22 protein-coding genes and 1 pseudogene are annotated in these 22,448 nt (G+C 67.2%); 13 read left to right on the top strand and 10 right to left on the bottom strand.

Annotated features, from left to right (window positions below):
• The first annotated feature begins 82 nt into the window (after positions 1 to 82).
• The 3 genes from J4H91_RS04640 (at position 83) to rpsT (ending at position 2,300) form a co-directional block, all read left to right on the top strand.
• Positions 83 to 1,207 (top strand): sensor histidine kinase, encoded by a 1,125-nt coding sequence (locus J4H91_RS04640; protein ID WP_208045100.1) that lies wholly within the window; start codon positions 83 to 85, stop codon positions 1,205 to 1,207.
• Positions 1,204 to 1,890 (top strand): response regulator, encoded by a 687-nt coding sequence (locus J4H91_RS04635; RefSeq protein ID WP_208045099.1) that lies wholly within the window; start codon positions 1,204 to 1,206, stop codon positions 1,888 to 1,890. Before J4H91_RS04640 ends, J4H91_RS04635 begins: the two co-directional genes overlap by 4 nt.
• 149 nt (positions 1,891 to 2,039) lie before the next feature.
• Positions 2,040 to 2,300 (top strand): 30S ribosomal protein S20, encoded by a 261-nt coding sequence (gene rpsT, locus J4H91_RS04630; RefSeq protein WP_208045098.1) that lies wholly within the window; start codon positions 2,040 to 2,042, stop codon positions 2,298 to 2,300.
• A 107-nt stretch (positions 2,301 to 2,407) separates the two neighbouring features.
• Here rpsT and holA read toward each other — a convergent pair whose 3' ends face one another.
• On the bottom strand, positions 2,408 to 3,418 hold the full coding sequence (holA, locus tag J4H91_RS04625; RefSeq protein WP_208045097.1) for a DNA polymerase III subunit delta: 1,011 nt from the start codon (positions 3,416 to 3,418) through the stop codon (positions 2,408 to 2,410).
• A 151-nt stretch (positions 3,419 to 3,569) separates the two neighbouring features.
• Here holA and J4H91_RS15475 point away from each other — a divergent pair, with 151 nt between their 5' ends.
• The gene (locus J4H91_RS15475; RefSeq protein WP_243752638.1) at positions 3,570 to 3,944 is read left to right on the top strand and encodes a hypothetical protein; all 375 of its coding nucleotides are present in this window, start codon (positions 3,570 to 3,572) and stop codon (positions 3,942 to 3,944) included.
• 87 nt (positions 3,945 to 4,031) lie between these two features.
• On the opposite strand, the pseudogene J4H91_RS04620 reads toward J4H91_RS15475, so the two are convergent.
• Positions 4,032 to 5,201 (bottom strand): annotated as a pseudogene (locus J4H91_RS04620) (ComEC/Rec2 family competence protein); the annotation flags it as partial.
• On the opposite strand from J4H91_RS04620, the gene J4H91_RS04615 reads away from it, so the two are divergent.
• The 5 genes from J4H91_RS04615 to J4H91_RS04595 all read left to right on the top strand — a co-directional run bounded on the left by J4H91_RS04615 (position 5,189) and on the right by J4H91_RS04595 (position 11,210).
• Entirely contained in the window at positions 5,189 to 6,835 is a 1,647-nt protein-coding gene (locus J4H91_RS04615; protein ID WP_243752637.1) for a recombinase family protein, read from the top strand. The pseudogene J4H91_RS04620 and the gene J4H91_RS04615 sit on opposite strands and share 13 nt — an antisense overlap.
• A 1,110-nt stretch (positions 6,836 to 7,945) precedes the next feature.
• A complete protein-coding gene (locus J4H91_RS04610) occupies positions 7,946 to 8,296 on the top strand; it encodes a helix-turn-helix domain-containing protein (protein ID WP_141886125.1) in 351 nt (116 codons plus the stop codon).
• A gap of 1 nt (position 8,297) precedes the next feature.
• Complete coding sequence (locus J4H91_RS04605) at positions 8,298 to 10,445, top strand: DNA primase family protein (RefSeq protein WP_208045095.1); 2,148 nt, start codon at positions 8,298 to 8,300, stop codon at positions 10,443 to 10,445.
• Between the two features lie 126 nt (positions 10,446 to 10,571).
• Positions 10,572 to 10,772, top strand: coding sequence for a hypothetical protein (locus J4H91_RS04600; protein WP_208045094.1), 201 nt, complete (start codon positions 10,572 to 10,574; stop codon positions 10,770 to 10,772).
• A gap of 75 nt (positions 10,773 to 10,847) precedes the next feature.
• A complete protein-coding gene (locus J4H91_RS04595; protein WP_208045093.1) occupies positions 10,848 to 11,210 on the top strand; it encodes a hypothetical protein in 363 nt (120 codons plus the stop codon).
• A 92-nt stretch (positions 11,211 to 11,302) separates the two neighbouring features.
• Here the strand turns inward: J4H91_RS04595 and J4H91_RS04590 are convergent, their stop codons facing one another.
• The 6 genes from J4H91_RS04590 to J4H91_RS04565 all read right to left on the bottom strand — a co-directional run bounded on the left by J4H91_RS04590 (position 11,303) and on the right by J4H91_RS04565 (position 13,630).
• Positions 11,303 to 11,692, bottom strand: a complete 390-nt coding sequence (locus J4H91_RS04590) for an antitoxin VbhA family protein (RefSeq protein WP_208045092.1) — start codon at positions 11,690 to 11,692, stop codon at positions 11,303 to 11,305.
• 98 nt (positions 11,693 to 11,790) lie between these two features.
• Entirely contained in the window at positions 11,791 to 12,357 is a 567-nt protein-coding gene (locus J4H91_RS04585) for a hypothetical protein (protein ID WP_208045091.1), read from the bottom strand.
• A 314-nt stretch (positions 12,358 to 12,671) separates the two neighbouring features.
• Positions 12,672 to 13,004: an antitoxin VbhA family protein gene (locus tag J4H91_RS04580; RefSeq protein ID WP_208045090.1), complete on the bottom strand. Its 333-nt coding sequence runs from the start codon at positions 13,002 to 13,004 to the stop codon at positions 12,672 to 12,674.
• 82 nt (positions 13,005 to 13,086) lie between these two features.
• A complete protein-coding gene (locus J4H91_RS04575) occupies positions 13,087 to 13,230 on the bottom strand; it encodes a hypothetical protein (RefSeq protein ID WP_208045089.1) in 144 nt (47 codons plus the stop codon).
• A complete protein-coding gene (locus J4H91_RS04570; RefSeq protein ID WP_208045088.1) occupies positions 13,227 to 13,421 on the bottom strand; it encodes a hypothetical protein in 195 nt (64 codons plus the stop codon). The genes J4H91_RS04575 and J4H91_RS04570 overlap by 4 nt, the downstream gene beginning before the upstream one ends.
• Complete coding sequence (locus J4H91_RS04565; protein ID WP_208045087.1) at positions 13,418 to 13,630, bottom strand: hypothetical protein; 213 nt, start codon at positions 13,628 to 13,630, stop codon at positions 13,418 to 13,420. The genes J4H91_RS04570 and J4H91_RS04565 overlap by 4 nt, the downstream gene beginning before the upstream one ends.
• Before the next feature lie 628 nt (positions 13,631 to 14,258).
• Between J4H91_RS04565 and mobC the strand changes: the two genes are divergently transcribed.
• Positions 14,259 to 14,861: a plasmid mobilization relaxosome protein MobC gene (gene mobC, locus J4H91_RS04560; RefSeq protein ID WP_208045086.1), complete on the top strand. Its 603-nt coding sequence runs from the start codon at positions 14,259 to 14,261 to the stop codon at positions 14,859 to 14,861.
• A gap of 1 nt (position 14,862) precedes the next feature.
• Entirely contained in the window at positions 14,863 to 17,022 is a 2,160-nt protein-coding gene (locus tag J4H91_RS04555) for a relaxase family protein (RefSeq protein WP_208045085.1), read from the top strand.
• A gap of 627 nt (positions 17,023 to 17,649) precedes the next feature.
• Here J4H91_RS04555 and J4H91_RS04550 read toward each other — a convergent pair.
• Together J4H91_RS04550 and J4H91_RS04545 are read right to left on the bottom strand one after the other, a co-directional pair.
• A complete protein-coding gene (locus tag J4H91_RS04550) occupies positions 17,650 to 18,720 on the bottom strand; it encodes a hypothetical protein (RefSeq protein ID WP_208045084.1) in 1,071 nt (356 codons plus the stop codon).
• A gap of 59 nt (positions 18,721 to 18,779) precedes the next feature.
• Positions 18,780 to 19,646 carry a hypothetical protein gene (locus J4H91_RS04545; protein WP_208045083.1) on the bottom strand — a complete coding sequence of 289 codons (867 nt, stop codon included), beginning with the start codon at positions 19,644 to 19,646 and terminating at the stop codon, positions 18,780 to 18,782.
• A gap of 208 nt (positions 19,647 to 19,854) precedes the next feature.
• Here J4H91_RS04545 and J4H91_RS04540 point away from each other — a divergent pair, with 208 nt between their 5' ends.
• Positions 19,855 to 20,142 (top strand): helix-turn-helix domain-containing protein, encoded by a 288-nt coding sequence (locus J4H91_RS04540; RefSeq protein ID WP_208045082.1) that lies wholly within the window; start codon positions 19,855 to 19,857, stop codon positions 20,140 to 20,142.
• A 33-nt stretch (positions 20,143 to 20,175) separates the two neighbouring features.
• Complete coding sequence (locus J4H91_RS04535; protein WP_208045081.1) at positions 20,176 to 21,024, top strand: hypothetical protein; 849 nt, start codon at positions 20,176 to 20,178, stop codon at positions 21,022 to 21,024.
• Positions 21,025 to 22,448: the final 1,424 nt, after the last annotated feature.

Raw genomic sequence — 22,448 nt, 5'->3', positions numbered from 1 at the left:
GCGGTCGGTGGGAGATCGGCGAGGGATCCCTCCCCGGATCCCTCGCCCGAATACGCTGGAGTCGAGCGAGCGGAGGATCGACATGGCAACGCAAGGGGCGCTCAGCCGCGGCCGGCAGCTCTGGGGCACCGGTCTCGCGCTCGCGGGCGGCCTGCTGCTGCTCTGGCCGCTCAGATCGATCCACGCTCCCGAGACCATCACGGTCGAGGTGCTGAGCTATCAGCTGCTGGTCGTGATCGTCGCGCTCATCGGAGGGATCTGGCCCGCGCTCCTCGCCGCCGTGCTCTCCGGGGTCGTGCTCGACCTGGCCTTCATCGAGCCCTACCGCGAGATCACGATCGCGGAACCGATCCACATCCTCGCCCTGCTGCTGCACATCGCGATCGCGGTGCTCGTGAGCGTCGTGGTGGGCCGCAGCGCACGCACGCACCGGCGCCTCGAGGAGACCGTCGACGAGATCGAGTCGGTCGCGGGCTCCCACCGTCTGCGCGGCGCGCTCCTCTCCGCGCTGAGTCACGACCTCCGCCGCCCCCTCGCGTCGGCGACCGCTGCGGTCGGAGGGTTGCGAGCGGCGGGATCCGAGCTCTCGCAGGAGGACCGGCGGGAACTGCTCGACACCGCCGACGAGAGCCTCGCGGCGCTGTCGACGCTCGTCACCGACCTGCTCGACGTGAGCCGGGTGCAGGCCGGCGTGCTCACGGTCTCGCAGATCGTCACCGACCCTGTCGAGACGATCATGCTCTCCCTCGACGAGCTCGAACTCGGCCCGGACGAGGCGGAGCTCGAGCTCGGGCACGGCGATGCGCAGGCGCTCTGCGACCCGGTGCTGCTGCAGCGCGCCCTCGTGAACCTGCTCGCCAACGCGAGGCGCCATTCGCCGCCGGGCCGGCGGATCTCGGTCTCGACGGCCGCGGTCGGCGAGCGGGTCGAGATCCGCGTCCTCGACCGCGGACCGGGGATCCCCGCCGACCGCCGCGACGACGTGTTCGTGCCGTTCCAGCGTCTCGGCGATACCGACAACACCACGGGGCTCGGCCTGGGTCTCGCGCTCTCGCGCGGCTTCATCGAGGCCATGCGCGGCGAAATCGTGCCCGAGGAGACGCCCGGCGGCGGGCTCACCATGCTGGTGTCGCTGCCTGCGGCTCCCCGCGGTCACGAGACGGGGAGAGGGATCGGGGCGGCCGGATCGACGGGAGGCGCGCAGTGAAGATCCTCATCGCTGACGACGACCCGCAGCTGCTGCGCGCGCTCCGCATCACGCTCACCGCGAAGGGCTACGAGATCCTGACCGCCTCCGACGGGGCCGAGGCGGTCTCCGTCGCCGCCGAGCACCGCCCGGCCCTCGTGCTGCTCGATCTGGGCATGCCCCGGCTCGACGGAGTCGAGGCGATCCACGCGATCCGCGGCTGGTCGGAGGCCCCCATCCTCGTCGTGTCGGGCCGCGCCGGGGCGGCGGACAAGGTCGACGCCCTCGACGCGGGAGCCGACGACTACGTCACCAAGCCGTTCTCGATCGAGGAACTGCTCGCGCGCATCCGGGCACTCACGCGTCGGCTACCGGTGCAGGAGGCGGAACCCGCGGTGAGGCTCGGCGATATCACCGTCGATCTCGCGGCGCGTCGCGTCGTGGACACCTCGGGCGACGAACCCCGCACGATCCGCCTCACACCGACCGAGTGGCAGGTGATCGAGCTGCTGATCCGCAACGCAGGCAGGCTCGTCACCCGTCAGACGATCCTCACCAGCATCTGGGGCACCGAGCACGCGCGCGACACCGGCTACCTGCGCCTCTACCTCTCGCAGCTCCGGAAGAAGCTCGAGCCCGATCCCTCATCCCCGCGTTACCTGCTGACCGAACCTGGGATGGGCTATCGACTGGAGCTCGGATGACACGGCGGCGAGATCGGGATTCGGACGCCGCCATCTGCTAGAGTTGATTCTTGGCTTGCGTGTGGATCAATCCACACTCTCCGTGAGGCGCCCTCTCTCGCCGAGCGGAACACCACCGATCGACCTCCAACTGAAGGAACCAACCCAACGTGGCAAACATCAAGTCGCAGCTGAAGCGCATCAAGACCAACCAGAAGGCGACCGAGCGCAACAAGGCGTACAAGAGCGAGCTCCGCACCCTCGTCCGCAAGACCCGCGAGGCGATCGCGGCCGGCGACAAGACCGCTGCCGAGGCGAACCTGAAGGTCGCCGCGCGCAAGCTCGACAAGGCCGTCTCGAAGGGCGTCATCCACAAGAACCAGGCCGCGAACCGCAAGGCGAAGCTGGCCACCAAGGTCGCCGCGCTCTAAGACGACGGTTTCACCGACTGCTTCGAACAGGGGCTCCGCTGCGGCGGGGCCCCTGTTGTTTTCCACCCTGTCCGCCCCGTTGCGCGACGACCTTCGCCGCTGCCCGCCTATCGCCTGCCCTTGGCAGCGATGAAGCGGATGTAGCGCTCGAGCGCATACTCGGGGTCCCGGCTTCCGCCCTTGAGCCTCCACTCGGTCTCGGCCGCGAGATCGACGGCTCGGGCGAGGTCCTCCTCCCGCCAGCCCCGCACCTCGCGCAGGGCGCGGTCGACCTGCCAGGGGGCCATGCCCAGCTGCTTCGCGAGCTGACCGCCCGAGCCCGCCGCGCCGTAGACGCGGGCCATCGCGCGCACCTTCATGTTCACGGCCGCGAGGATCGGGATGGGGTCGGTGCCCGTCGAGAGCGCCTGACGCAGCAGCACGAGCGCGTCGGCCCCGCGCCCCGCCGTCGCCGCGTCCGCGACTTTGAAGCCCGTCGTCTCCACCCGCCCCTCGGTCGCGCGGCCGACCTCGGCCTCCGAGATGCGCTTCCCGACATCGGAGACCAGCTGCGCGCACGCGCCCGCGAGCTCGCCGATGCCGCCGGAGTAGGCGGCGGCGAGCATACGGGCGGCACCGGGCGTCACCTGCGCGCCGAGGCGGCGGAACTCCGCCTGCACGAAGCCGAGCCGGTCCTGGTCCTTCTTGATCTCGGGGCAGACGATCTCGACCCCGTCGCCCGCCCCGCCGCGCACGAGGTCGAGCAGCGCCTTGCCGCGCTGACCTCCGGCGTGCCGCAGCACGAGCGTCGTATCCTCGGCGGGCTGCTGCACGTACCGCTTCGCGTCTTCGAGAAAGGCGTCGGAGCACTTCTCGACGCCCTCGACGCGGATCAGTCGGGGCTCCGCGAAGAGCGAGGGGCTCGCGATGGTGAACAGCTCGCCCGCCGCGTAGGAGGCGGCGTCGATGTCGTGCACCTCGAGCTCCGGCGTCGCGGCCCGGAGGGCCTCGCGCACCGCCTGGACCGCACGATCGGCGAGGAAGGCCTCCGGGCCGCTCACCAGCACGATCGGGGCGGGTGCCGCTTCGGCCCACTCGAGCTGGGGGATCCTGTTCTTCGCTCCACGCGCTGCTGCCACCCCTCAACCCTACTCGGCGAGCGACGGCGCGTGCGCTCGCGCGGGGCCGGTCGGCGGAGCCCGGAGACCCGCCCGCGCCATCGTCGGTCCGCCCTTCGCGCTCGAACCAAAGCCTGAAGGCGCCGGACTCCCCCGCGATCACGATCGAACCATGCAGATCGGTGCGGAGCGTCTGCGCCCCCGCGTGCTCGAACGCGGCGAGCGTCTCGGGTGTCGGATGCCCGTAGCCATTGTCCGCTCCGACGGAGACGAGAGCGAGACGGGCCCCTACGGCGGCGGGCAGCGAGGGATCCTGATCGCGCGAGCCGTGGTGGGCGACCTTCACCACGTCCGCCCCGAGTTCTTCCCCACCGCGCAGCAGCGCGGCCTGCTCCTCGGCTCCGGTGTCGGCGAGCAGCAGAGCGGTGATCCCTCCGCTGCGCACTCGCAGCACGAGGCTCGCGGCGTTCGTGTCGGCCGGCACCGCCCCGGGGTGCGGCGCGAGCACCTCCCACCTCAGGGCGCCGTCTCCTCCCGAGAGTCCTGAGGAGCCGATGCGGGCTTCGAGCCCCGCCTCCGCGAGGCGCATGAGGAGCGGCCGCTCGTCGCCGCTCTCGGCGTCGGCCGGGGCGATGAGCACGGCGTCGGCGCGGTCGGCGACGGCGCTCAGGGCGCCGACATGGTCGCGGTCGTCATGCGTGAGCACGAGCAGTGCGATGCGCTTCACGCCGAAGCGCTCGAGGCAGGCGGTCAGCTTCTCGGGATCGTCGCCCGTGTCGACGAGCATCGTCTCGCGCGGCCGCTCGCCGTCTCGCAGCAGCAGCGCGTCGCCCTGGCCGACATCGCATGCGACGATGCGCCAGTCGCCCGGGATGCCGGCGGCCGAGACCAGCGGGACGATCGCCACCGGCCAGAGGAAGACGCCGAGCGCGCCGCACACGAGCGCCGCCGCGATGATCCGCGTGGGAGGCGCGAGGGGCCGCGCTCCGTGCCACGGTGCCCTGGCCGTCGCGCGATCCCGGGCGGAGAGCGCGATCCGTCTCGTGACGAGCAGCCAGGCGCCGAGCACTGCGAGCTCCACCGCTGCGAGCAGCAGCGCGCCTCCCCAGCCGCCCGGCCACGCCCACCGCGCGGCCGGGAGCTGCGACACGACCTCCGCCGTTGCGGAGATCCAGCGGGCCGGCAGGCTCGCGAGCACCACGCAGATCTCGCCGAGCGACGGTGCGACGGGCAGGAGCAGCAGCGCGATCAGGCCGAGGCCCGTGCCGAGCGGCGCCGCAGGCGCGGCGAGCGTGTTGGCGAGCACGCCCGCTGCGGGGATGCTCGGCTGCAGCAGGAGCAGGAACGGCCCGCAGGCGATCTGCGCGGCAAGAGCGACGGTGACCGGCAGCACCAGCCAGCGCGGCACGGCGAGTCGCCGGAGCACCGCCTGTTCGAACAACGGGGAGAGGAGGAGAATGCCTGCGGTCGCCGCGACGGAGAGCGCGAATCCGGGTTGGAGCGCCTGCCAGGGATCGGCGAGCAGCAGTACGATCATCGCGGCGCCGAGCGCGGGGAGCGAGAGCGCCCGCTTGCCTCCGAAGCTCGAGACGAGCATCACGACCGCCATGACCGCCGCGCGCTGCACGCTCGCGTCGGGGCCGACGACGATCACGAACCCTCCGAGCGCCGCCGCACCGAGCGGCACGCGCAGGCGCCGACCGAGGCCCAGCGCAGAGGCGGCCCATACGACCGCGCCGACCAGAATCCCGCAGTTCGCCCCAGCTATAATTATTACCAGAGGTGAGTGATATGACCAGGTCATTAGTAGTGCGGGAATACCTTCGCGTGTCCAGGGACGACAAGAAGACCGGTAAGTCTCCCGATCAGCAGCACGAGGAGAACTTGAGGGCATTCGCGCGCGAGGGTCTCGTGCCGCATGCCTCGGAGCCGTACCGCGACGTCGATCGAAGTGCGAGCCGCTACGCGCGCGGCGGACGCGAGGACTTCGAGCGGCTCGTCGCCGACCTGGAGGGCGGGACGTTCGACGCTGACGTGCTCGCGATCTGGGAGTCGTCGCGCGGCTCGCGCCGGGTGAGCGAGTGGTCCCGGCTGATCGAGCTCTGCGAAGATCGAGGGGTCAAGATCTGGGTTACGACGCACAGCAGGCTCTACGACCCTACGAACGCTCGCGACAGGCGATCGCTGCACGAGGACGCCGTCGACGCCGAGTACGAGAGCGACAAGTCCTCTGAGCGCATCCGTCGCAACGTCCGCGACGCGGCGAAGGAGGGCAAGCCCCACGGAAAGAATGTCTACGGGTACCTCCGTATTTACGACCCTCAGACTCGTGAGCTGGTGCGGATCGAGGAGCACCCGGAGCAGGCGCCGATCGTCAAAGAAGCCGCACGCCGGGCGCTCGCGGGAGAGAGCATGTACTCGATCGCGAAGAGCTTCAACGAACGGGGCATCGAGCCCCGTCGACCCAAGCGCAAGGAGCACCGCATGCACCACGGCTGGGATGGGGCGGCAATCAAGCAGATGCTCACTATGCCCGCGTACGCAGGCAAGCGCCAGCACCGCGGTGAGATCGTGGGCGACGCCGTGTGGCCGGCTCTGATCGAGTACGACGATTGGGTGCGACTGCAGGCAGCGCTCTCTCCTGCCTCACGCAAGCGACCCGGAGCCTTCCGGGAGTTCAAGCACCTGCTCAGCGGGATCGCGTTCTGCGACGTCTGCGGCTCCTCGCTGCGCGTCGGGAAGCAGAACGCCGGGGGCAAGAGACTCGTGCCGGTGCTCGACGCGGATGGTTCTCCCGTGCTCGACGCGGCTGGTCAGCCGGTGAAGCAGGTCGCCATGAAACAGCGCCTGGACAGGCAGATGCGACCGATGTTCGACGAGCACGGCGAACCGATGATGGTGATCGACCGGCCGCACTATTTGACGTACATGTGCCAGGGACTGCCCGGCAGGCCGGGCCCGGACGGGAAGAAGGGCTTCCACGTTGCGATGAAGATGGAGTCGCTCGACCAGATCGTGACGGAGCTCGTGCTCGCGCGGCTGGAGCGGCCGGACTTCGTGGCGGCCGCTGCTGGAAGGGGTAGCGGCAACGACGCCGAGCGCCGGGCTCTGCTCGAAGAGATCGACGGGCACCGCGAGTGGCTGGAGCAGGTCAGGGAGCGGGCCGAGCGCGAGCGCAACCTAGACCTGCTGTTCGACCAGCAGGCACGGGTCGAGCCGAAGATCGAGGCGGCGCAGAAGCGGCTGGAGCAGCTCAGCGAGGTCGACCCCTGGGTCCTCAAAGTGGCGCGCGAGGGCGCCGTTCGCCAGGCGTGGGAGAAGATGGATCTCATCGAGCGCAGGCGCGTCATAGGCGCTGTACTCGCCCCTCGTGTGAAGCGCGGTGCCCGCGGGCAGAAGGGTCTGCACCCTGAGCGTGTGGTGCCCGGCTGGAAGTAGCGAGCAATAAAGCGCACTGCCGGAGCCGAGAAAAAGGTGAGGGCCGCTCCGTGGTGTCCGAGTCCTGAAGCGGCCCCTTGAAAGGCAGTCGCAGCATGAGTCTTACGACTGGTCACAGGCTAGACGATCCGATCTACATCGCGAAGCGATGATCGGCACGGCGTGTCACGGTTTGTTGCTGCGCTCGTTGTGCGTGGTCGTTGCCGACTGTTGCTGCGCTCTCTGCTGCGCTTGCTTGCCCCGTGACTCCGCTCCCGCTGCGTCACGGAGAGGGCGACGAGACGTGTGGTCGCAGAGTCTTGTGACGTCTTGAGGTCCGCGGCTGCGCTCCCGCTGCGCCTCGGACGGTCGATGGGGAGGGAGAGCTCGTCGGGCATGAGGTTGCTCGGGCAGACGGGTGCATGGCGGTGGGTGACAGCGGGTGACAGCCTGTCACCCGCATTGTCACCCGTTCTAGCCGCATGATTCTGCGGTTTTTACCCCTATGGGTGACAGGTGACAGCATTTTTGAGTTATGACTATATTTAGAAACCAGCTCTCACGAAGTGTGATTTCTCTATATAAGGTTGAGCAGAAAATCTGTCACCCGTGTCACCCGGACGGCTACTTCCGCATGATTCCGCGGCAAAAGCGGGTGACAAGGGCTCTGCTCGTTTGTCACCCGTGTCACCCGCGCGGTCAACTTCCGCGTAATCATGCGGTAAAAGCGGGTGACAGCTGCTGTCACCCGCCGTAGATCGACCGCCCTCTCCACCCAGGCCGAGCACCCTCTGGAGGGAGGGATCCTCCTCCCCAACGGCGAGCGGGAGCGCCGCCCGGACCGCCACGGAAAATCTCGCGACACACTACATCTTGTGGTTGCGGCGTCAGGTAGACACAAGATATGCTTGAGGCAACAGAGACCTGAAGAACAATGCCCCCGCTTCGGCGGCGTCGGAGGAATGGAAGTGACTACCCACCGACGTAACACGAGTCCCACGTTTATCGCACACCCCTGAACATCCTCTCAAGCGGGAGGGCGCAAGGGCAGGTCCCAGGAGCCGGCAGGCGACTGAAGCACTCACCGCTCGGTGAGCGCTCGTCGCGCCCTTCTGCGGAGAGGCCGCCATCATGGCGGAGCGTAATCGGACAGTGCTCGTGGGCCGCGACGGCGAGGACCACCTCGACCTGACCCAGGCAGTCGTCTACACGGGCGTGTCCCGCGTCACTCTGATGCGTAGGATCGCCGACGGCAGGCTGCCGTCCCAGATCGTCAACGGCAAGCACCGCGTGTCCTCGGGAGACCTCGACGCGCTCTTCGGCCCGGCGCCTGTGCTCGCGGGCGCGCGAACGGCGGACGACTCCACCCTCCGCCTGTGGGCGAAGCGCGTGGCTGAGGCTGCTCCCCCGCTGCGACCTGAGCAGCGCGACGTCGTGCTCTCGGCGTTCGCAGACGCCCTCATCACGATCGGGGGCGAGTGAGATGACCGAGCAGACCGTGCCCGTCCAGTCGGGAGCACCGCCCGAAAAAGAAGAAGCCCCCGACACGAGTCGAGGGGCTCCCAAAGCGTTTGGCGGCGCTGAGATCAATACTACAGGAACCGAGGCGTTCCTGCCAGTTGTCGCAGCGACTTTCTCCTCGTCCCCGAGCAAGGACGCCGATACGCAGAACTCGGTCATCGAGAATGTGACCACGGTGTACCTGGACGGTCTCCTGGAGGCCGCAGCGCGCGGAGAAGCGCTCCCTCACCCGCAGGACATCGAGCGCGAACTCCTGGAGCAGGTGAACGCGAACCTGCGCCTCCTCAACGCGGGCCGGGCCGTTCGCGTCAGCCCCAGGGCCGACGCGAACGAGAAGAACCAGGCCCCGCTGCTGAAGACGCTGACGTTCAACCAGGTCGCGCGCATCCTGGTCTCCCTCCACGGCGTGCGCAGGCTCCTGGCCTCGCGCGCCCCCGGAGCCCGTCCCGACAAGCTCGACCCCGTCGTTGTCTGGGACCCGGAGCACGGCGTCTACAGTCCGAACGTGGAGCACGTCTTCGCGCTGGCTGGCGTGTACAACTCTTCAGGGGGCGCGAGCTTCATGAAGGACGTCGAGTCGGCGGTGCGTCGCCTCGCGCCGCGCATCAGGCGGGAGACGAGCGCGCTCTGGGCCCCCGTCGCGAACGGCGACTACGAGCGCGCCACGGGTGAGCTGCACCCGTTCTCGCCGGACCGCGTGTTCTTGTCCCGCTCACCCGTCGCATATGTGGCAGATGCGCAGAACCCCGTGATACACAACGATGACGACGGCACCGACTGGGACGTCGACTCGGGTCTCATGGAGATCGCGGATGGAGACGAGGAGGTCTACGGCCAGCTCTGGGAGGTCCTCGCTTCAGTGGCGCAGCCGCACATACGAACCAATAAGGCGGTGGCGCTCTACGACAAGGACGGCAATAACGGCAAGGGCACGATCGTCGCTCTGGCGACCGGTCTCGCCGGGGAGTCCAGGACGCTCGCTGCGAGCCTCTCGAACCTCGCGAAGGACGCTACTCTGCCCCTGATCTCCGGCAAGTCGCTGATCGCCTCCGACGAGAACGCGACGAACGACTTCGTCAGGAACGCCGAGATCATCAAGTCCCTCGCCACCCGGGACCCGATCCTGGTGAACCCGAAGTACGAGAAGCCCTACAACGAGGTATTCGAGGGAGCGCAGATCCACTGCATGAACGCGCTGCCGAAGTTCGGCGACCACGGCGGGAGCATGTGGCGCCGCTGGCTGCTGATCCCGCTCACGGCCCGCTTCGAGGGCCGCGAGCGCAAGTACATCAAGGACGACTACATGCACCGCCCTGAGGTGCTGCAGTACGTCATGCGCCGGGCCCTGGAGATGGACTTCACCGGTTACAGCGAGACCTCCGTCTCGGCGGCCCTGCTGCTGGAGGCGAAGAACGATAACGACCCGGTGCGCCTGTTCTGGGCCGAGCACCGAGACGAGTTCGTGTGGGATCTCCTGCCGCTGGAGTTCCTGTTCGAGGTCTACAAGGGCTGGTTTGCGCGCAACAAGCCGAGCGGCCACATGGTCGACCGCAAGTCGTTCGACGACAGCATCAGGGCGGCCGTCGCCGACGGCCCGGGCGACTGGGTCGACCTCGGCAAGGGCGAGAAGATGAAGGCCTCGACGCGAATGGCGGGGCGGGAGCCGCTCGTCGTGGAGTACCAGCACCGCAACGTATTCGAGATGCCCGAGAAGTGGAAGCGCGATTTCCCGAAGGGCATGCAGTTCCGCAACGTGCTGTACCGGGACCGTGCTGCTCCGCTCACTGCTGCTGTCTCGCCGGCCCACGCGCTCGCTCCTGCTGCCGACCCCGTGGTCGCCGCGGCCGAGGCGCATCTCATCCGCTGCGAGCGCCTCGCTGCAGACGAGGAGGCTCTCTGGGAGAAGCGCGCGGTGGAGGGCGAGGGCGTCGCCGATCCTGCTCATGTGCCCGAGCACGCCCGGATCATGCGCATCGGCTCCTCGTGCTCGTGCGGCGCCGCGCCGCAGCGCGCGTACGACCCGACCGAGATCGCTCGCGCCGAGAGCATCGCCCTCGCGGTCGTCGCAGCGCGGGCAGACCTCGACGAGCTGCTGTCGCCGACCGGGTAGGGGCACCTGCTCCCGACCTCACCAGCAACAAGAAAAAGAGAGAGAGAACATCATGACTGAGAACACCGACCACGAGAGTCTCGCCGTCCGCGCGAAGCTCCGCCCCGACGACGAGAGGAGCCTGTGATGGACGAGCGCACTGTCTTCCTGCTGGTGATCACCGTGCTGAGCCTGGGCGCGCTGGGCTGCTTCAGTGCCGCGCTGTACTTCTGGGCCGCCCAGGGCGGCCACCTGCGCGCCGCCGAGCGCCTGGAGCGGCGCGCAGCTGCCGCCTCTGCCCGTCCTGCCCGCCCCTCGTCCTCCGCTCCCGCTGCGCACGAGGATTGAGCACAACCAAACCACCACACCAACCGAGCTCTCACGAGCACGACTAGACCAACTACCTGAAGGAGAGACGACATCATGAGCTTCGACTACGCGGCGCTGGACGCCGAGGACCAGAAGAGCACCGACCACGAGCAGGACGAGGATTTCTCCGAGGCGGAGGAGCTCGCGCAGGATGTTGCTGCGCCTGCTGCTGTGCTTCCCCCTGCCCAGCCGAGCACGAGGCGACGCACGAGCAAGCGTGCCCTCACCGAGGAAGAGCGCCTGGAGCGCGCTCTCGCTCAGGTCGAGACCCTGCAGGCCAGGGTGACCGCGAAGCGCGAGGAGCGCCGCTCCCGGCTCGTCGAGGACCTGTACCGCCTGCACAACATCGTGGAGAGCCCGGGAGACCTCGGCGAGGCGAAGAGGATCGCCGAGCTCCGGCGGGCGCTCGGGCTGTGAGCTCCACGCGTGCAGACCCGCATGAAAACAGTGACCCCGAGGTGCGATGCCTCGGGGTCACTTGTTTGTCTCTAGCTTCTCCGAGGCCGCGGTCAGTCGCCGCCTGGCGACGGCTCAGCTGCGTCGTACATCGCCTGGAGCTCCGGGCCGGCGAAGAGCGGCTCTGAGTGGTGGTCGTCCTGCTCGCTCTGATCGCCCTGCATGGGAGCAGCCGACAGCATCGCTCTCGGCTTGAAGAAGCGGCACTCGCGAGTGTGCTGCGCCCAAGGCGTGACGCCGCAGTGCGCGAGGATAAGCCGGTCTGCTTCCTCGCTGCTGATCTCGCCGCGGATCTTGCGGCGGACGATCTCCCGCGCGACGGGGTCGGTGACTTTGTGACCGCCAGCGCCGAGGACGCCGTCGGCGGCGGCGAGGCGGGCGTCGACTCCTGCCTCTGTTATCGGGGTCGCGGGAGCGCTCCTGCTCTCGTCGTCCTCGGCCATGGCGCGGTCTCCTTCTCTTGTCGTTTCGTGCAATGCACCAGTGCCTGTAGTGCGACGCTGTGCTGTGCTTGCTGGCACCAGCAAGCACAGCACACGCCTCATGCTCCGGGGGTACTCAGTACATGGATCGTCGGCTGCGGCTCCAGGTGGCGCGCCTTCCTCGCGCGCTGCTCGTCGAACGAGACGCGCACGATCCCTGAGGGGTTGTCCTCGGTCTCCTCCGGGAAGAAGATGTTCTCTTCCGGGACTATGGCGAAGCGGGCCTCGAACTCGCGGCTAGTCGTGATGCCGTCGGCCCGTCGCTCGCGCAGCACTGCGTGCTTCTCGACGCTGATTCCTGGGCGCGCCCCAGAGGGGTCGCCCTCCGAGCCGTGCACGAGCATCAGCGTGTTGACACCGCGGTGGCTGTGCCTCTCGTGCCTGCGCGGGTCGTTGCGGGTGATCCAGCCGCTGCGGGTGCGCTTCGCGTAGCCGCGAGGGCCGTTGATCCCTCGCAGGTGCGCCAGCGCCGCGTGGATGGCGTGCGGCTTGTCGTAGCCGATCAGCAGGAGCTGCCGGGAGCCACGATTGTCCGTGTAGCTGAGGTCGTAGACCGTCGCCGAGGAGACGACGGCCCAGTCGGGGCTTGCTGCTTTGCCGTCGGGGGTCTTGCTGGTTTTAGTCATGGTGCTCTTTTCTCTCTGTGCTTGGTGTTGCTGTTCTTCTGTGCGCGCGATGCGCTCATCACCGCCCCCTCCGCTCCCGCTGCGGGGTCGGAAAGCGCAGCGAGGACCACGCCGGTTCTTTCGCGACGGGTCAGGAGGACCACGCAGCGGCTCCGCTCCCGCTCCGCCGCCAAGGGGTCAGGACGTGGTCCTCGGGCTTTGTTTCGTGGTGGTCCTCGCAGAGCGCTCTTGCGGCTGTCTTGGTCGCTCTTCTGCCCGCCCCTCTCTGCTGCCGCTCCGAGGGGCATTCATGATCGGTCGTAGCGGGCTGAGTCTCAGTGCGCGAGCCAGAGCCGCCAGACGAGGCCGGCGAGCAGCCCCGGGACGCAGGCGAGGGCGAGCGCCCCTGCTACCAGCAGCGGTGTCTTCGCTCGTCCACGGCTCTTCTGTTGTCCCTCTGGGCCCGAGTGGGTGCCGTACTTCTCCTTCGCCCGCTCGATCAGCTCGTCGAGGGTCGCTGTGCCATTGATGTACTCCTCGTCCTCGGCGAGTTCCTCCTCGTCGGGGTAGAACCCGTCGAGCGCATGGCTGCCGCGCACTATTCGTACCGCCCGGCGCCTCCGCTCCCGCTCCGTCGCCGAGAGAGGCGGAGTATTCTCGTCGCTCATGAGCGGTCCTCCTGCTCGTTGTCTTGGTCGTCGATCCGCGTCCTCTGGGAGGGGCTCACGAGCAGATCCGCATGCGGGCGGGTTAGTCTCCGTTGCCCCACATGAACTCGCCCGTCTCGTGGCTGATGCCGCAGGCGTCCCAGTCGAGGTCGTCGATCGTGATCGGCGTGTCTTCGGGCTCGATCTCAGGCGCCGCCGAGATGGGCGGGGTGTTCATGCTGCTCATGAGGGCTCATCCTGCTCGTTGTACTGGTCGTCGAGGGCCGCGTCGATGTCGAAGCCGACAGAGCCGTAGAGCGGGTGCCCAACCGGGTAGGTGATCGAGTAGTTCCGCCCCTGGCTGATCGCGATCGCGCGGCCGGGCTGGTGCGCGGGCGGTGATGGTTGGGCGGGCAGAGCGTCGTCTGGTTCACTCATGAAGCTGCCTCGCGCGCGAGGTCGGTGCCACCTCTCCGCTCCCGCTCCGAGGCCTGCGCGGCGCGTCTCGCGCCTTCCTCGTAGACCTCGTCATCGTGCTGTCCCTGCTCGGGCTCTTCGTGCTGTTTTGCTTGGTAGCTGGGGTGCCTGCGCATCGCCGCTTCGCGGGTGTTGCCGCTGCTCGTTTCGTTGCTCGTGCTGGTGCTCATGTGGGTGTCTCCTCGTGGTGTCGCACCTCCCGCACGGGTGGTGCTGCTGGCGTGTGCTGCGTGTGTGCGCGTGCGTGCTCACACCCTTCTCACATCCCCACCCGGCGGGGGCTATGCCCCCGCACGACGGGAGGTCCCCTCCCTCGTGCGGGGTGGTGGTCTGCGTCGGTCAGCGGGTACCGCAGGGCGATCGCAGAGCACCGCGCGAGCGTCACGCGTGACGCGAGACAGCGTGTGTTCTGCAGCACCCGTGTCAGGGTGCGCAGACGTGCGCTGCTCAGCGAGCCGCGACGTGCGCAGCACGGTGCGGCGAGCGTGTCATGACGAGCCGCGAGGGTCGGCATGACCACGTCGCGATCGAGGAACCGTACAGGTTCCGAGAGCGCGAGGTGAGCAGGTGGTCGAGGAGGGCGCAGCCTTCCCGCAAGCAAAGGAAGTGGATGTCGAGCGTGAGCGAGACAGACACGACCGGCCTGACTGTTGAGTTCGAGCGCAGCGAAGAACGTAAACGGTCAGGTTGCTTGCCAGTGCTTAGTCACCTAAAATGGATCCCCGAGGCGCCTGCGTACGAAGTAGCAGGCGTCCGGGGTGACAGTGCAGGTGACTAAGCACTCGGAGGGCGCAGGCGATGAACGAAGAGAAGAGCAAAGAGCGCCCGACGTTTGGCGAGGATGTCGCAGCGGCAGCGCAGGCGTCCGACACCGCTCAGGCGGGCCCGAGCGGAGCGAAGGGTGCGCCAGCCGACGCGCGCAGCGCGGCGACCAGTGCAGCTCGCGAGGTCGTCGCCGTCAGGCTGTCAACCGAGGAGCTCGCGGCTCTCGACGAGGTGCGCGAGCAGCTCGGAGGGAGCCGTTCCGACGCGTTGCGCGCGTCGGTGACGAGTGTGCACGAGGCGCTCGCGTCGGGCTCGGTGGATAAAGTCGACGACGTGCTCGCGAAGCGCATGTCGCACCGCCGCAGCGTCGCTTTGCACGAGGACTCTGCTGCTCTCGTGGCGCTGCGCGAGTCGCTGCAGGACGTGTCGAAGCGCTACGCCGAGCAGACGTTCCAGCTGCAGCGCATCGGCAACAACTGGAACCAGATAGTGAAGCTCGCGAACAGCGGCGAGGCTGTGCCGGTCGACGCCGTGAACCGCGTCGGGCGCGTGCTTGAGGCGCTCCTGAAGGCGATGCAGCGTGATGCGCAGCGCGACTCCAGCGTGCAGTACCGCGCGCTCAAGGGGGTGAGCTGACATGCCTGTTATCGTCGTGAGCTCGACGGAGGTGGCGGCGCGTCTGGCGCGCTACACGGTGAAACCGAAGCCCGGGCAGACCGCTGCTGATCGCGTGCTGCATGTCGCGGGCAACTACTGCCGGCCGGAAACAGTGGCAGTCGACTTCGCGGTGACGCGCAGGCGCTTCGGCACGCAGGGCGCTGTGCGTACCTCGCCGTCCCGCTACGCGCTGCCTGAGGCTGGCGAAGTGGCGACGCACGTGCGCGTCACGCGCCCCAACGGCCGCCGCGTCTGGCGCGAGGCCCGCGACGGCGAGATGGCGACGCACGTCTGTCATCCCGGTGCCCTCGTGCGCCAGGCCGAGGCGCGGCACCTGATCATCTCGTTCGGCCCTGACGAGGTGAACCCCGACGACCCGGATCAGGTGGCGTATGCGTTCGCGTTCGTCAACGACATGATGCGCACGGACTACCCCGGCGAGCAGTTCATGGCGACCGGGCAGGCCGACGGCAAAGGCGGCGCGTTCCACGTGCACGTGGTGCGGAACGCTACTTTGTACGCCGACCAGGAGGTCGACGGGAAGCTCTACAAGGCGGGCTCGAAGCTTGCTGGAGGGCTTACTGATGTCGACGCGATGCGCGACCGGGCTGACAAGTTCCTGGCCGAGCACGGCGCGCAGTACGGCCTGGGGCCGCAGCGCCTGCCCTCTACTGCTGAGCGGAAGCGCGAGAAGCGCAGCAGCCGCGACCGCCGCATGGCTCGCAACGGCGAGAAGTCCAATCACGACATCATCCGCGACGCATTCGAGGCAGCGATGGCTGATCCTCGTGCGGTCGATCTCGCGGGCTTCACCGAGGCGATGGCCGAGCGAGATGTCCTCGTGTTCGAGCGGATCACGCGCGCGGGCACGCCCCGGGAGAAGCGGGCCTTGTCGTACCGGCTGCCGGGCATGCCGCAGAACGTCCGCGGCACTACGCTGGGCGACCACTACGCGCACGAGAGCGCCATGGAGCAGCTGGCCTGCAACAGGGCCGGGAAACCGCGCGAGAGGCGTCCTGAGCGCGTGCAGGCGGGTCTCCCCCGGCCTGTCGCTGCGCTTACGCCTGCTGAGCTCGCAGAGATCCGCAATGACGTCCTGGCGTTCGCGCGTGACGAGCAGCTCGACCGCATGGAGGAGGAGTTCGCGGCTGCCCTCGCCGTGGACTTCGACGCGGCTGGTGAAGCGTATGACACCGGAGACCACGAGACGGTGCTGAGGCTTGCAGCCGAGCTCAAGTCTGATCCCGCCGGCTGGCGGAAACGCCTGGAAGACCAGGAGAAACGAGACGCTGCGAAGCGGGCGCGGGACGACGCAGCGGCTGATGCCCGGATCGCCGAGCGCGCTGCGCAGGCGGCGGCCGAGCAGGCCGCCGCTGATGCCGAGGCCGACGCTCGTGCTGCAGAGCGTCGCGAGCGTCTCGCCGCCCTCGCCGCAGAGCAGACGGCCCGCAGCGAGGCCGAGAAGGCGAGAGTCGCTGCGGCGCTGGCGGAGCGCGAGGCGCGGCTTACTGAGGCCGACGCTACGCCCTCGATTCCGCTCGTAGACGAGGAAGAAGCGGGCGATGCTCAGCCCGTGGACTCCGCTCCCGCTGCGTCCACGGAGGAACCTGAGGAAGACCAGGGGCTGCTGGATCAGTCGCCCGAGGAGATCGACGAGCTGCTGGACCGCTACGCGCCCAGCGAGCCTGCTGCTGAGCCTGAAGCGCCAGTCGCTGCGAGCCCCTCCGCTCCCGCTACGGGGCCGGTGACGCCTGATTTGACGCGCCAGAGAGCAGAGCAGAAGCCGAAGCGCACTGTCTCTCCTCGCGTGCAGGCGGTGCTGGACGCGCTGCCGGAGTTCGAGCGCACGGCGCTGCTCGCCCTCTCCCAGGGGCACCGCATCGACGACCGCACGGTGCCGAAGGGCCTCGGCGACAAGTTCCTGCGCGACCACGGTGGGAGCATGAACCCGCTGGTGTACGAGCAGATGATGCTCCGCGAGAAGAAGAAGCGCACTGCTGCGTGGCTGCACGAGCTGGGGCGCTACGACGCCCGCGACGCGACGCGCGACCAGATTTCGCGCGGCGTCTACGAGATGGTCGCCGAGGAAGAGGCTGTGTTTCTTGAGGGCCACGAAGAGGACGAAGCGCAGTTCGAGTAGCGACTCGTGCCAAGCTCGGTTACTTCTCGGTCAGAAGCTGGTAGAAGCTCACGTAAACCTCGGTCGAGGTTCGGTGATTTTCACCTCGTGTCAACCTCGGTCGAAACTCGTGCAGACCTCGGTTACTTCTCGGCCAGAAGCCGGTGAACGCGCCGTTGAACCTCGGTCGAGACTCGGTGCAAACTCGTGCCAACCTCGGGTGGTCATTTCTCGGTCAAACTTCGGGTGAATCTCGCGTCAACGTCGGTCGTATCTCGTGCCAACCTCGGTGATTTTCCCGAGGCACGAAACCTCGGTCGTAGCTCGGTCAAGAGCGCGTTGAAACTCGGTGTTTGCTCGGTCATTTCTCGTGTCGATTGGCGTTGAAACTCGGTCAAAACTCGGTTCAACCTCCGTCGAAACTCGGTCTCTTCTCGGTTCGCGTGGTCCTCGGCGTGGTCCTCGGGGGTATGAAAAGCATGGTCCTCCGGGGTCGCAGTGAGAGACAGTGAGATGACCGCCGATCGCGATCTGGTCCACCTTGTTCTGAGCTCGTCGGGGCGAGTGGTCCTCCGCGAAGGGAGGGTGCTCGGGTGTAAAGCAAAGACCCCGCAGCGTGATGCTGCGGGGTCTCTCGTGATGCTCGGCTCAGCAGCTCGGGACGATCGCCACGGAGGCGTAGGATCCCGGCTCGACGGGGCTGTGGTACTTCCCGGTGATGAAGCCACCGTCGGGCTGCACGTCCTCCGGCGCGAAGCACCATGCGAGGCGCTGGCCCTCGTGGTCGACGAGCTCGAACGCCATCGGCAGACGGGCCCTGCCGTCGGTGCCCTGCAGGCTGTCTACTGCTTCTGGCGAGACTGCGCCTGCTACTGAGACCGTGACGACGCTGCTCACGATCCCCGGCTCCTCGCTGACGTACAGCGACGCGAGCTCGGGCGCTGCGCTGTGCTGCTGGACGTAGTCGGCCTCCGGGATCTCCGCGCGGGAGTCGACGTCTATGCTTGTCAGCTCAGCCGAGGCCGCCACCGGCACACATGAAGGGTCGGCATAGCGCGTGGCGGCTGCAAGGAACTCGGTGCTGACCTCGACGCGCTGCCCGGGCCCAAGGAAGCGCTCGACGTGCTCGTAGACACCGCAGACGACGCCTGAGGCGTCGCTGTACTCCAGCGCGAGCGTCGCGGACTCCCAGTGCTCGTCGCTGGTGTTGGCGAACGCTGTCGCGATGCGGACGCCCTCGCCGCCCTGATACATGATGAGCTGCCCGGGGTCGACGATGCTGTTGTCGGCCGTTGGCACACGGAGGTCGTCTGAGCTGTAGACGGTGCTCGTCATTCCCCCGATGGCGCCGAACAGCATCGGGACGAGCATCGAGACCCTGAAGAATGACAACACGAACAGCGCCGCCGTGGCGATGAGGCCGCCGAGCGTGAGACCGGTGCCACCAACCTTGTGGATTATGAACGAGGCGATGACGAGCCCCAGCGCGATCAGGAAACCGACAGGGTCGAAGATGATGGCGATGCTGTCCTCGGACATCTTGGCCTTGGCGTCATCCACGGAGAGCCCCTCATAGCCGAAGGCGTTGCCGATGCCGAGGATCTCCCAGGCGGCCCAGCACAGCACGGCCATGCTGAGTACGCCGGTGACGACGTCGTGTGTGTCGAACCGGCGCCGCTTGGGGCGCTGGCTTTGCCCCTGCTGCCGCAGGTGCTGCATCAGCGGGTGGTCGGGTGGCAGCCCAGGAGGCGGCGTTCTGGACATGCTCTGGGCTGCGCTCAGTCAGCGATCCAGTTGCCGTCGGTGTCGCGGACGAACCCGTCGACCTCGCTGCTGGTCACGGTGATGGTGCCCGACTTCATGATGGAGAGCTTCACCTCGGCGAGCGTCTCGACATCGCCGCCCGCGAGGACGGGGAATGTGAACACCGTGCCCCCGTCGTCCGCGGGTGATGCCGCGCAGGAGTCGACGATCGTGAGCAGCCGATTGTCCGACGTGATGTAGCTGCCGGGCTCGGGCGCAGACTCGTCCAGCTCGGACGCTGGGCTCGCGGACGACAGCACGGACCACTCCGGCTTGGGCTTGTACTCGGAGGCGAGGTACGCCTCGTACGCCTCGGGGAGGTCCTGGAGGAAGTAGGAGTCCGCAGTGTCGATGAACTTCTCGATCTGTTCCATGCTGGGGCGGTCCTGGAAGACGAGGCTCGTGTCGCCGGTCTCGTTGATGTAGTCGGCGATCGGCTCGATGGCGTAATCCCGGAGGCTGAGCTCCTCGCCCTCGCGCCACTCGGCCTCGGTCTTCGTGGGCTTCGTCAGGACGACCTCGCCCTCACCCGCGTAGGTGATCGACAGGTCGACCGCGCAGTACTTCGCGCCGTCGAGCTCGCGCGGGGTGAGTACAGCCTCCGTGACTAGCGGCTCGGCGTCGCCGCCGAGGGCGCTGACGAGGCCTTCGGGCAGGCGGATCAGCAGCTCGCCGCTGTCGGAGCCGTAGCGCGGCGTCTGGAACTCGAAGACGCCCTGTTCGGGCGCTGCGTCGATACCCGCGCTAGTTTGGCCCCCGCCCGAGCAGCCTGTCAGGGCGAGCAGCATCGCTGCCCCCGCAGCGATGCTCGTGACGGTCTTCTTCGTTATCTGGGCGCGCATGGCGTGGCCTCATTTCCTGCTCGTGCGTGTCGCCTGCAGGTCGGGCCGTTGGGGGCTGGAGTCTTCCGGCGCTGGCGAGGCGACCGGGCGGGGGCTCCCGTCTCTGCTTAACGAGCATCATTCCTACTCGTCTACGAGCAAATCTTAGCGTAACCGGAACGCTTCTGTGCCTGGTACGCACACGTTCCGGTTGGAACGCTGGATAGCTATGGGGGAATCTCTGAGGCACCGGCTCGGTGCGGGGCTGCGGGCGCAGCGCGAGCACTGGACCCTGACGCAGGAGCAGCTCGCGGAGCGGATCGGCGTCACGCCTCGCTACTTGGCCGCACTGGAGCGCGGCGAGCGGAACGTGACGATGGACACGTTCGACGAGTACGCGAAACTCCTGGGCGTAGACGCAACCGGCCTGCTCGCGGGAGAAGTCAAGGACAAACTCCCTGCGGTGCGGCAGCGGCCTGCCGATGCGAACCCGAAGGGTCGGCGGAAGCCTCAGTAGGCTCAGCACTGGGAACGGAGACTGAACAGAACCATGAGTGACGGCAACAAGACGCCACTGGGGCGGATGATCGAGTCCGGTGCAGGCGCACTGGGCATAACCGCAGGCGCGACTGCAGGCCTGTTCGTCGGCGGCCCGGTCGGAGCGGTGGCCGGCGCGGCTGCCGGCGCGCTCCTGCAAGACAGCATGAAGGCCGTCGCGGGAGACGTCGCCGCACGCTTCACCGCAGAGACTGAGCAGGAGCGCATGGGGTCGGTGTACCTGCTCGCGCGGGAGAAGATCACCGAGCGCCTGAACGGTGGGCAGCCTCTTCGCTCAGAGAGCTTCTTCAGGCCTCGGGAGCGCAAGAACGGCAAGAAGCTGCGCTCCGAGGCCGATGAACTGCTGGAGGGCACGTTCCTCGCGGCTCGGAAGGCGTACGAGGAGCGGAAGGTGGCGCTGCTCGCGAACTTCTACACGAACATCGTCTTCCGCGACGACATCGACTCGGGCCACGCGAACTACATCCTGTCCTTGATGGAGTCGCTGACGTACCGGCAGCTCATCACGATCTTCATCATCGGAAACCGCCAGCAGACAGGAGGACCCCTCAGCCTCGTGCGCGACAAGGACTTCAGGGGCGGTGAGACACTGGACTCACTCCAGGTCGGCGTGCTCTACGAGCTCTTCCAGCTCGCGAAGCTCGACCTCGTGGTCGACGCTGGGTCGGGGTACATCCTTGGCGTCGCCGACATCAAGCCCTCCTCCCTGCAGCTCCAGGGCACCGGTGCCCAGCTCTACAACCTAATGACGCCGATGAGCCTCGACTTCGACGAGTACGGCTACTTCCTCAACGCTTTCAAACCGGACTTCCTGACGCAGCAGACTGGAGCGGCGCAGTAGACGCAGCACTGCCGGAGCGCGATTATTCGCGCACCGCGAGAGCTCGCGCGACGGCGGTAGCAGGGCGTCGAGCGCGCCTGCGGCGCGGCGCTCGGGAGGCAGGCGACCCCTCCTCCGCGAGGCTGCTCAGGCCGTGGGAGTGGCGGAGCATGGCACGGCTGCAGCCAGCCGCAGCGTGCCGCGAAGCCCCCTCAGCCCTCGTGCGAGCACGCTCTGGGAGGAGGGGCCCCCGCCCGGGAGGAGCTCGAACAGGGGCTGTAATGCGCGTTTCAGGAGCTCGCGAGGGCAAAACGTACCACTTAGAAATGCTTCGTGGTACGTTTTTTCGGCTAAGTGGTACGTTTTGTCGGCTAAGTGGTACGTTTTTTAGACATTTTTTGTTGATTTATCAAGGAATATATAGAAAAACGTACCGGGAGTTCCACGAAATAGTGAACCATATACACGCACATGCGCACACACACGCATGTAAAGACTTTGAAAATGGCGGTACTGCTGGTACGTTTTGGGTAAAATCCCTGGTCAGCGTGCATTTGTGGCCGCTAGAAGCGTAGCTATTACGATTTCTTCGCGGTACGGTCCCCAGTGACATTTTCGCGGGATGCCACTCATTTACGCCCTCCGACCAGGGGTTTTGTCTATTGTTCCTCGGAATGAAAACGTAGCCGGAACGAGCACCGCTTCGTGGTACGTTTTGCGGAACAGCCCTGCTGAGCCGCCTCAACTGGTCGTAGATGTTGGGTCGCGCCGGCAGTGCGCAAATGCAGATCCGGTGAAAAGAGAGACCCCGTGGCCGAAGCCACGGGGTCTCTCACGAACGAAGAAGGCGACTGACCCGAGGGGAACAACCCCTCTCGCCAGGCTCCGTCCCGGACCGCGCTGTGCACGGTCCAGCCCTCGCCCTGCTTAAGAGCGGCAGCTCTCGTCTCCGTTCTCAAGCAGGGCGAGGGCTCTGAGTACATCGCGAGCACCTGGTCGCATGTTGACCCGGGCCGGGCTTTGCCCGGCCATCCGCGGACAACGTCGCAGAGCGATGCACAGAGCTTCGTTTCTGCTCATATACGAGCAGAAACGAAGCTCCTTCACGCCCTGCCGGAGAGCAAGGAATACCTGGTCAGAGGACTGTTTTCGCGTGATATACGAGCGAATCTCTGATAAGCTTGAACGAGGCACCCCCGGGCTTTAGGAGCCCGGGCCAGGGATGACCTCCACGACGCAAGCAGCAACGAGACCTCAGTCATCTTGTTGATCTCTGTCGCCGTTCTCCGCATCTGAAGCGGCCGGCGGCGGAATAAGCGGCTCTTCGGATTTGAGAGTGTAGGCCGATCGGTGAGTACGCCTGGGTAGAACGAAGACCTCGTAAGAGAATCAGGGTGTTCAACGTCCATCGTTCTCTCACGAGGTCTTCGTGTTTAACGCTACCT

It is taken from the genome of Leucobacter ruminantium (genome assembly GCF_017565705.1).
In the GTDB taxonomy this organism is placed as follows: domain Bacteria; phylum Actinomycetota; class Actinomycetes; order Actinomycetales; family Microbacteriaceae; genus Leucobacter; species Leucobacter ruminantium.
This window is presented reverse-complemented; position numbering and strand designations above follow the sequence as displayed.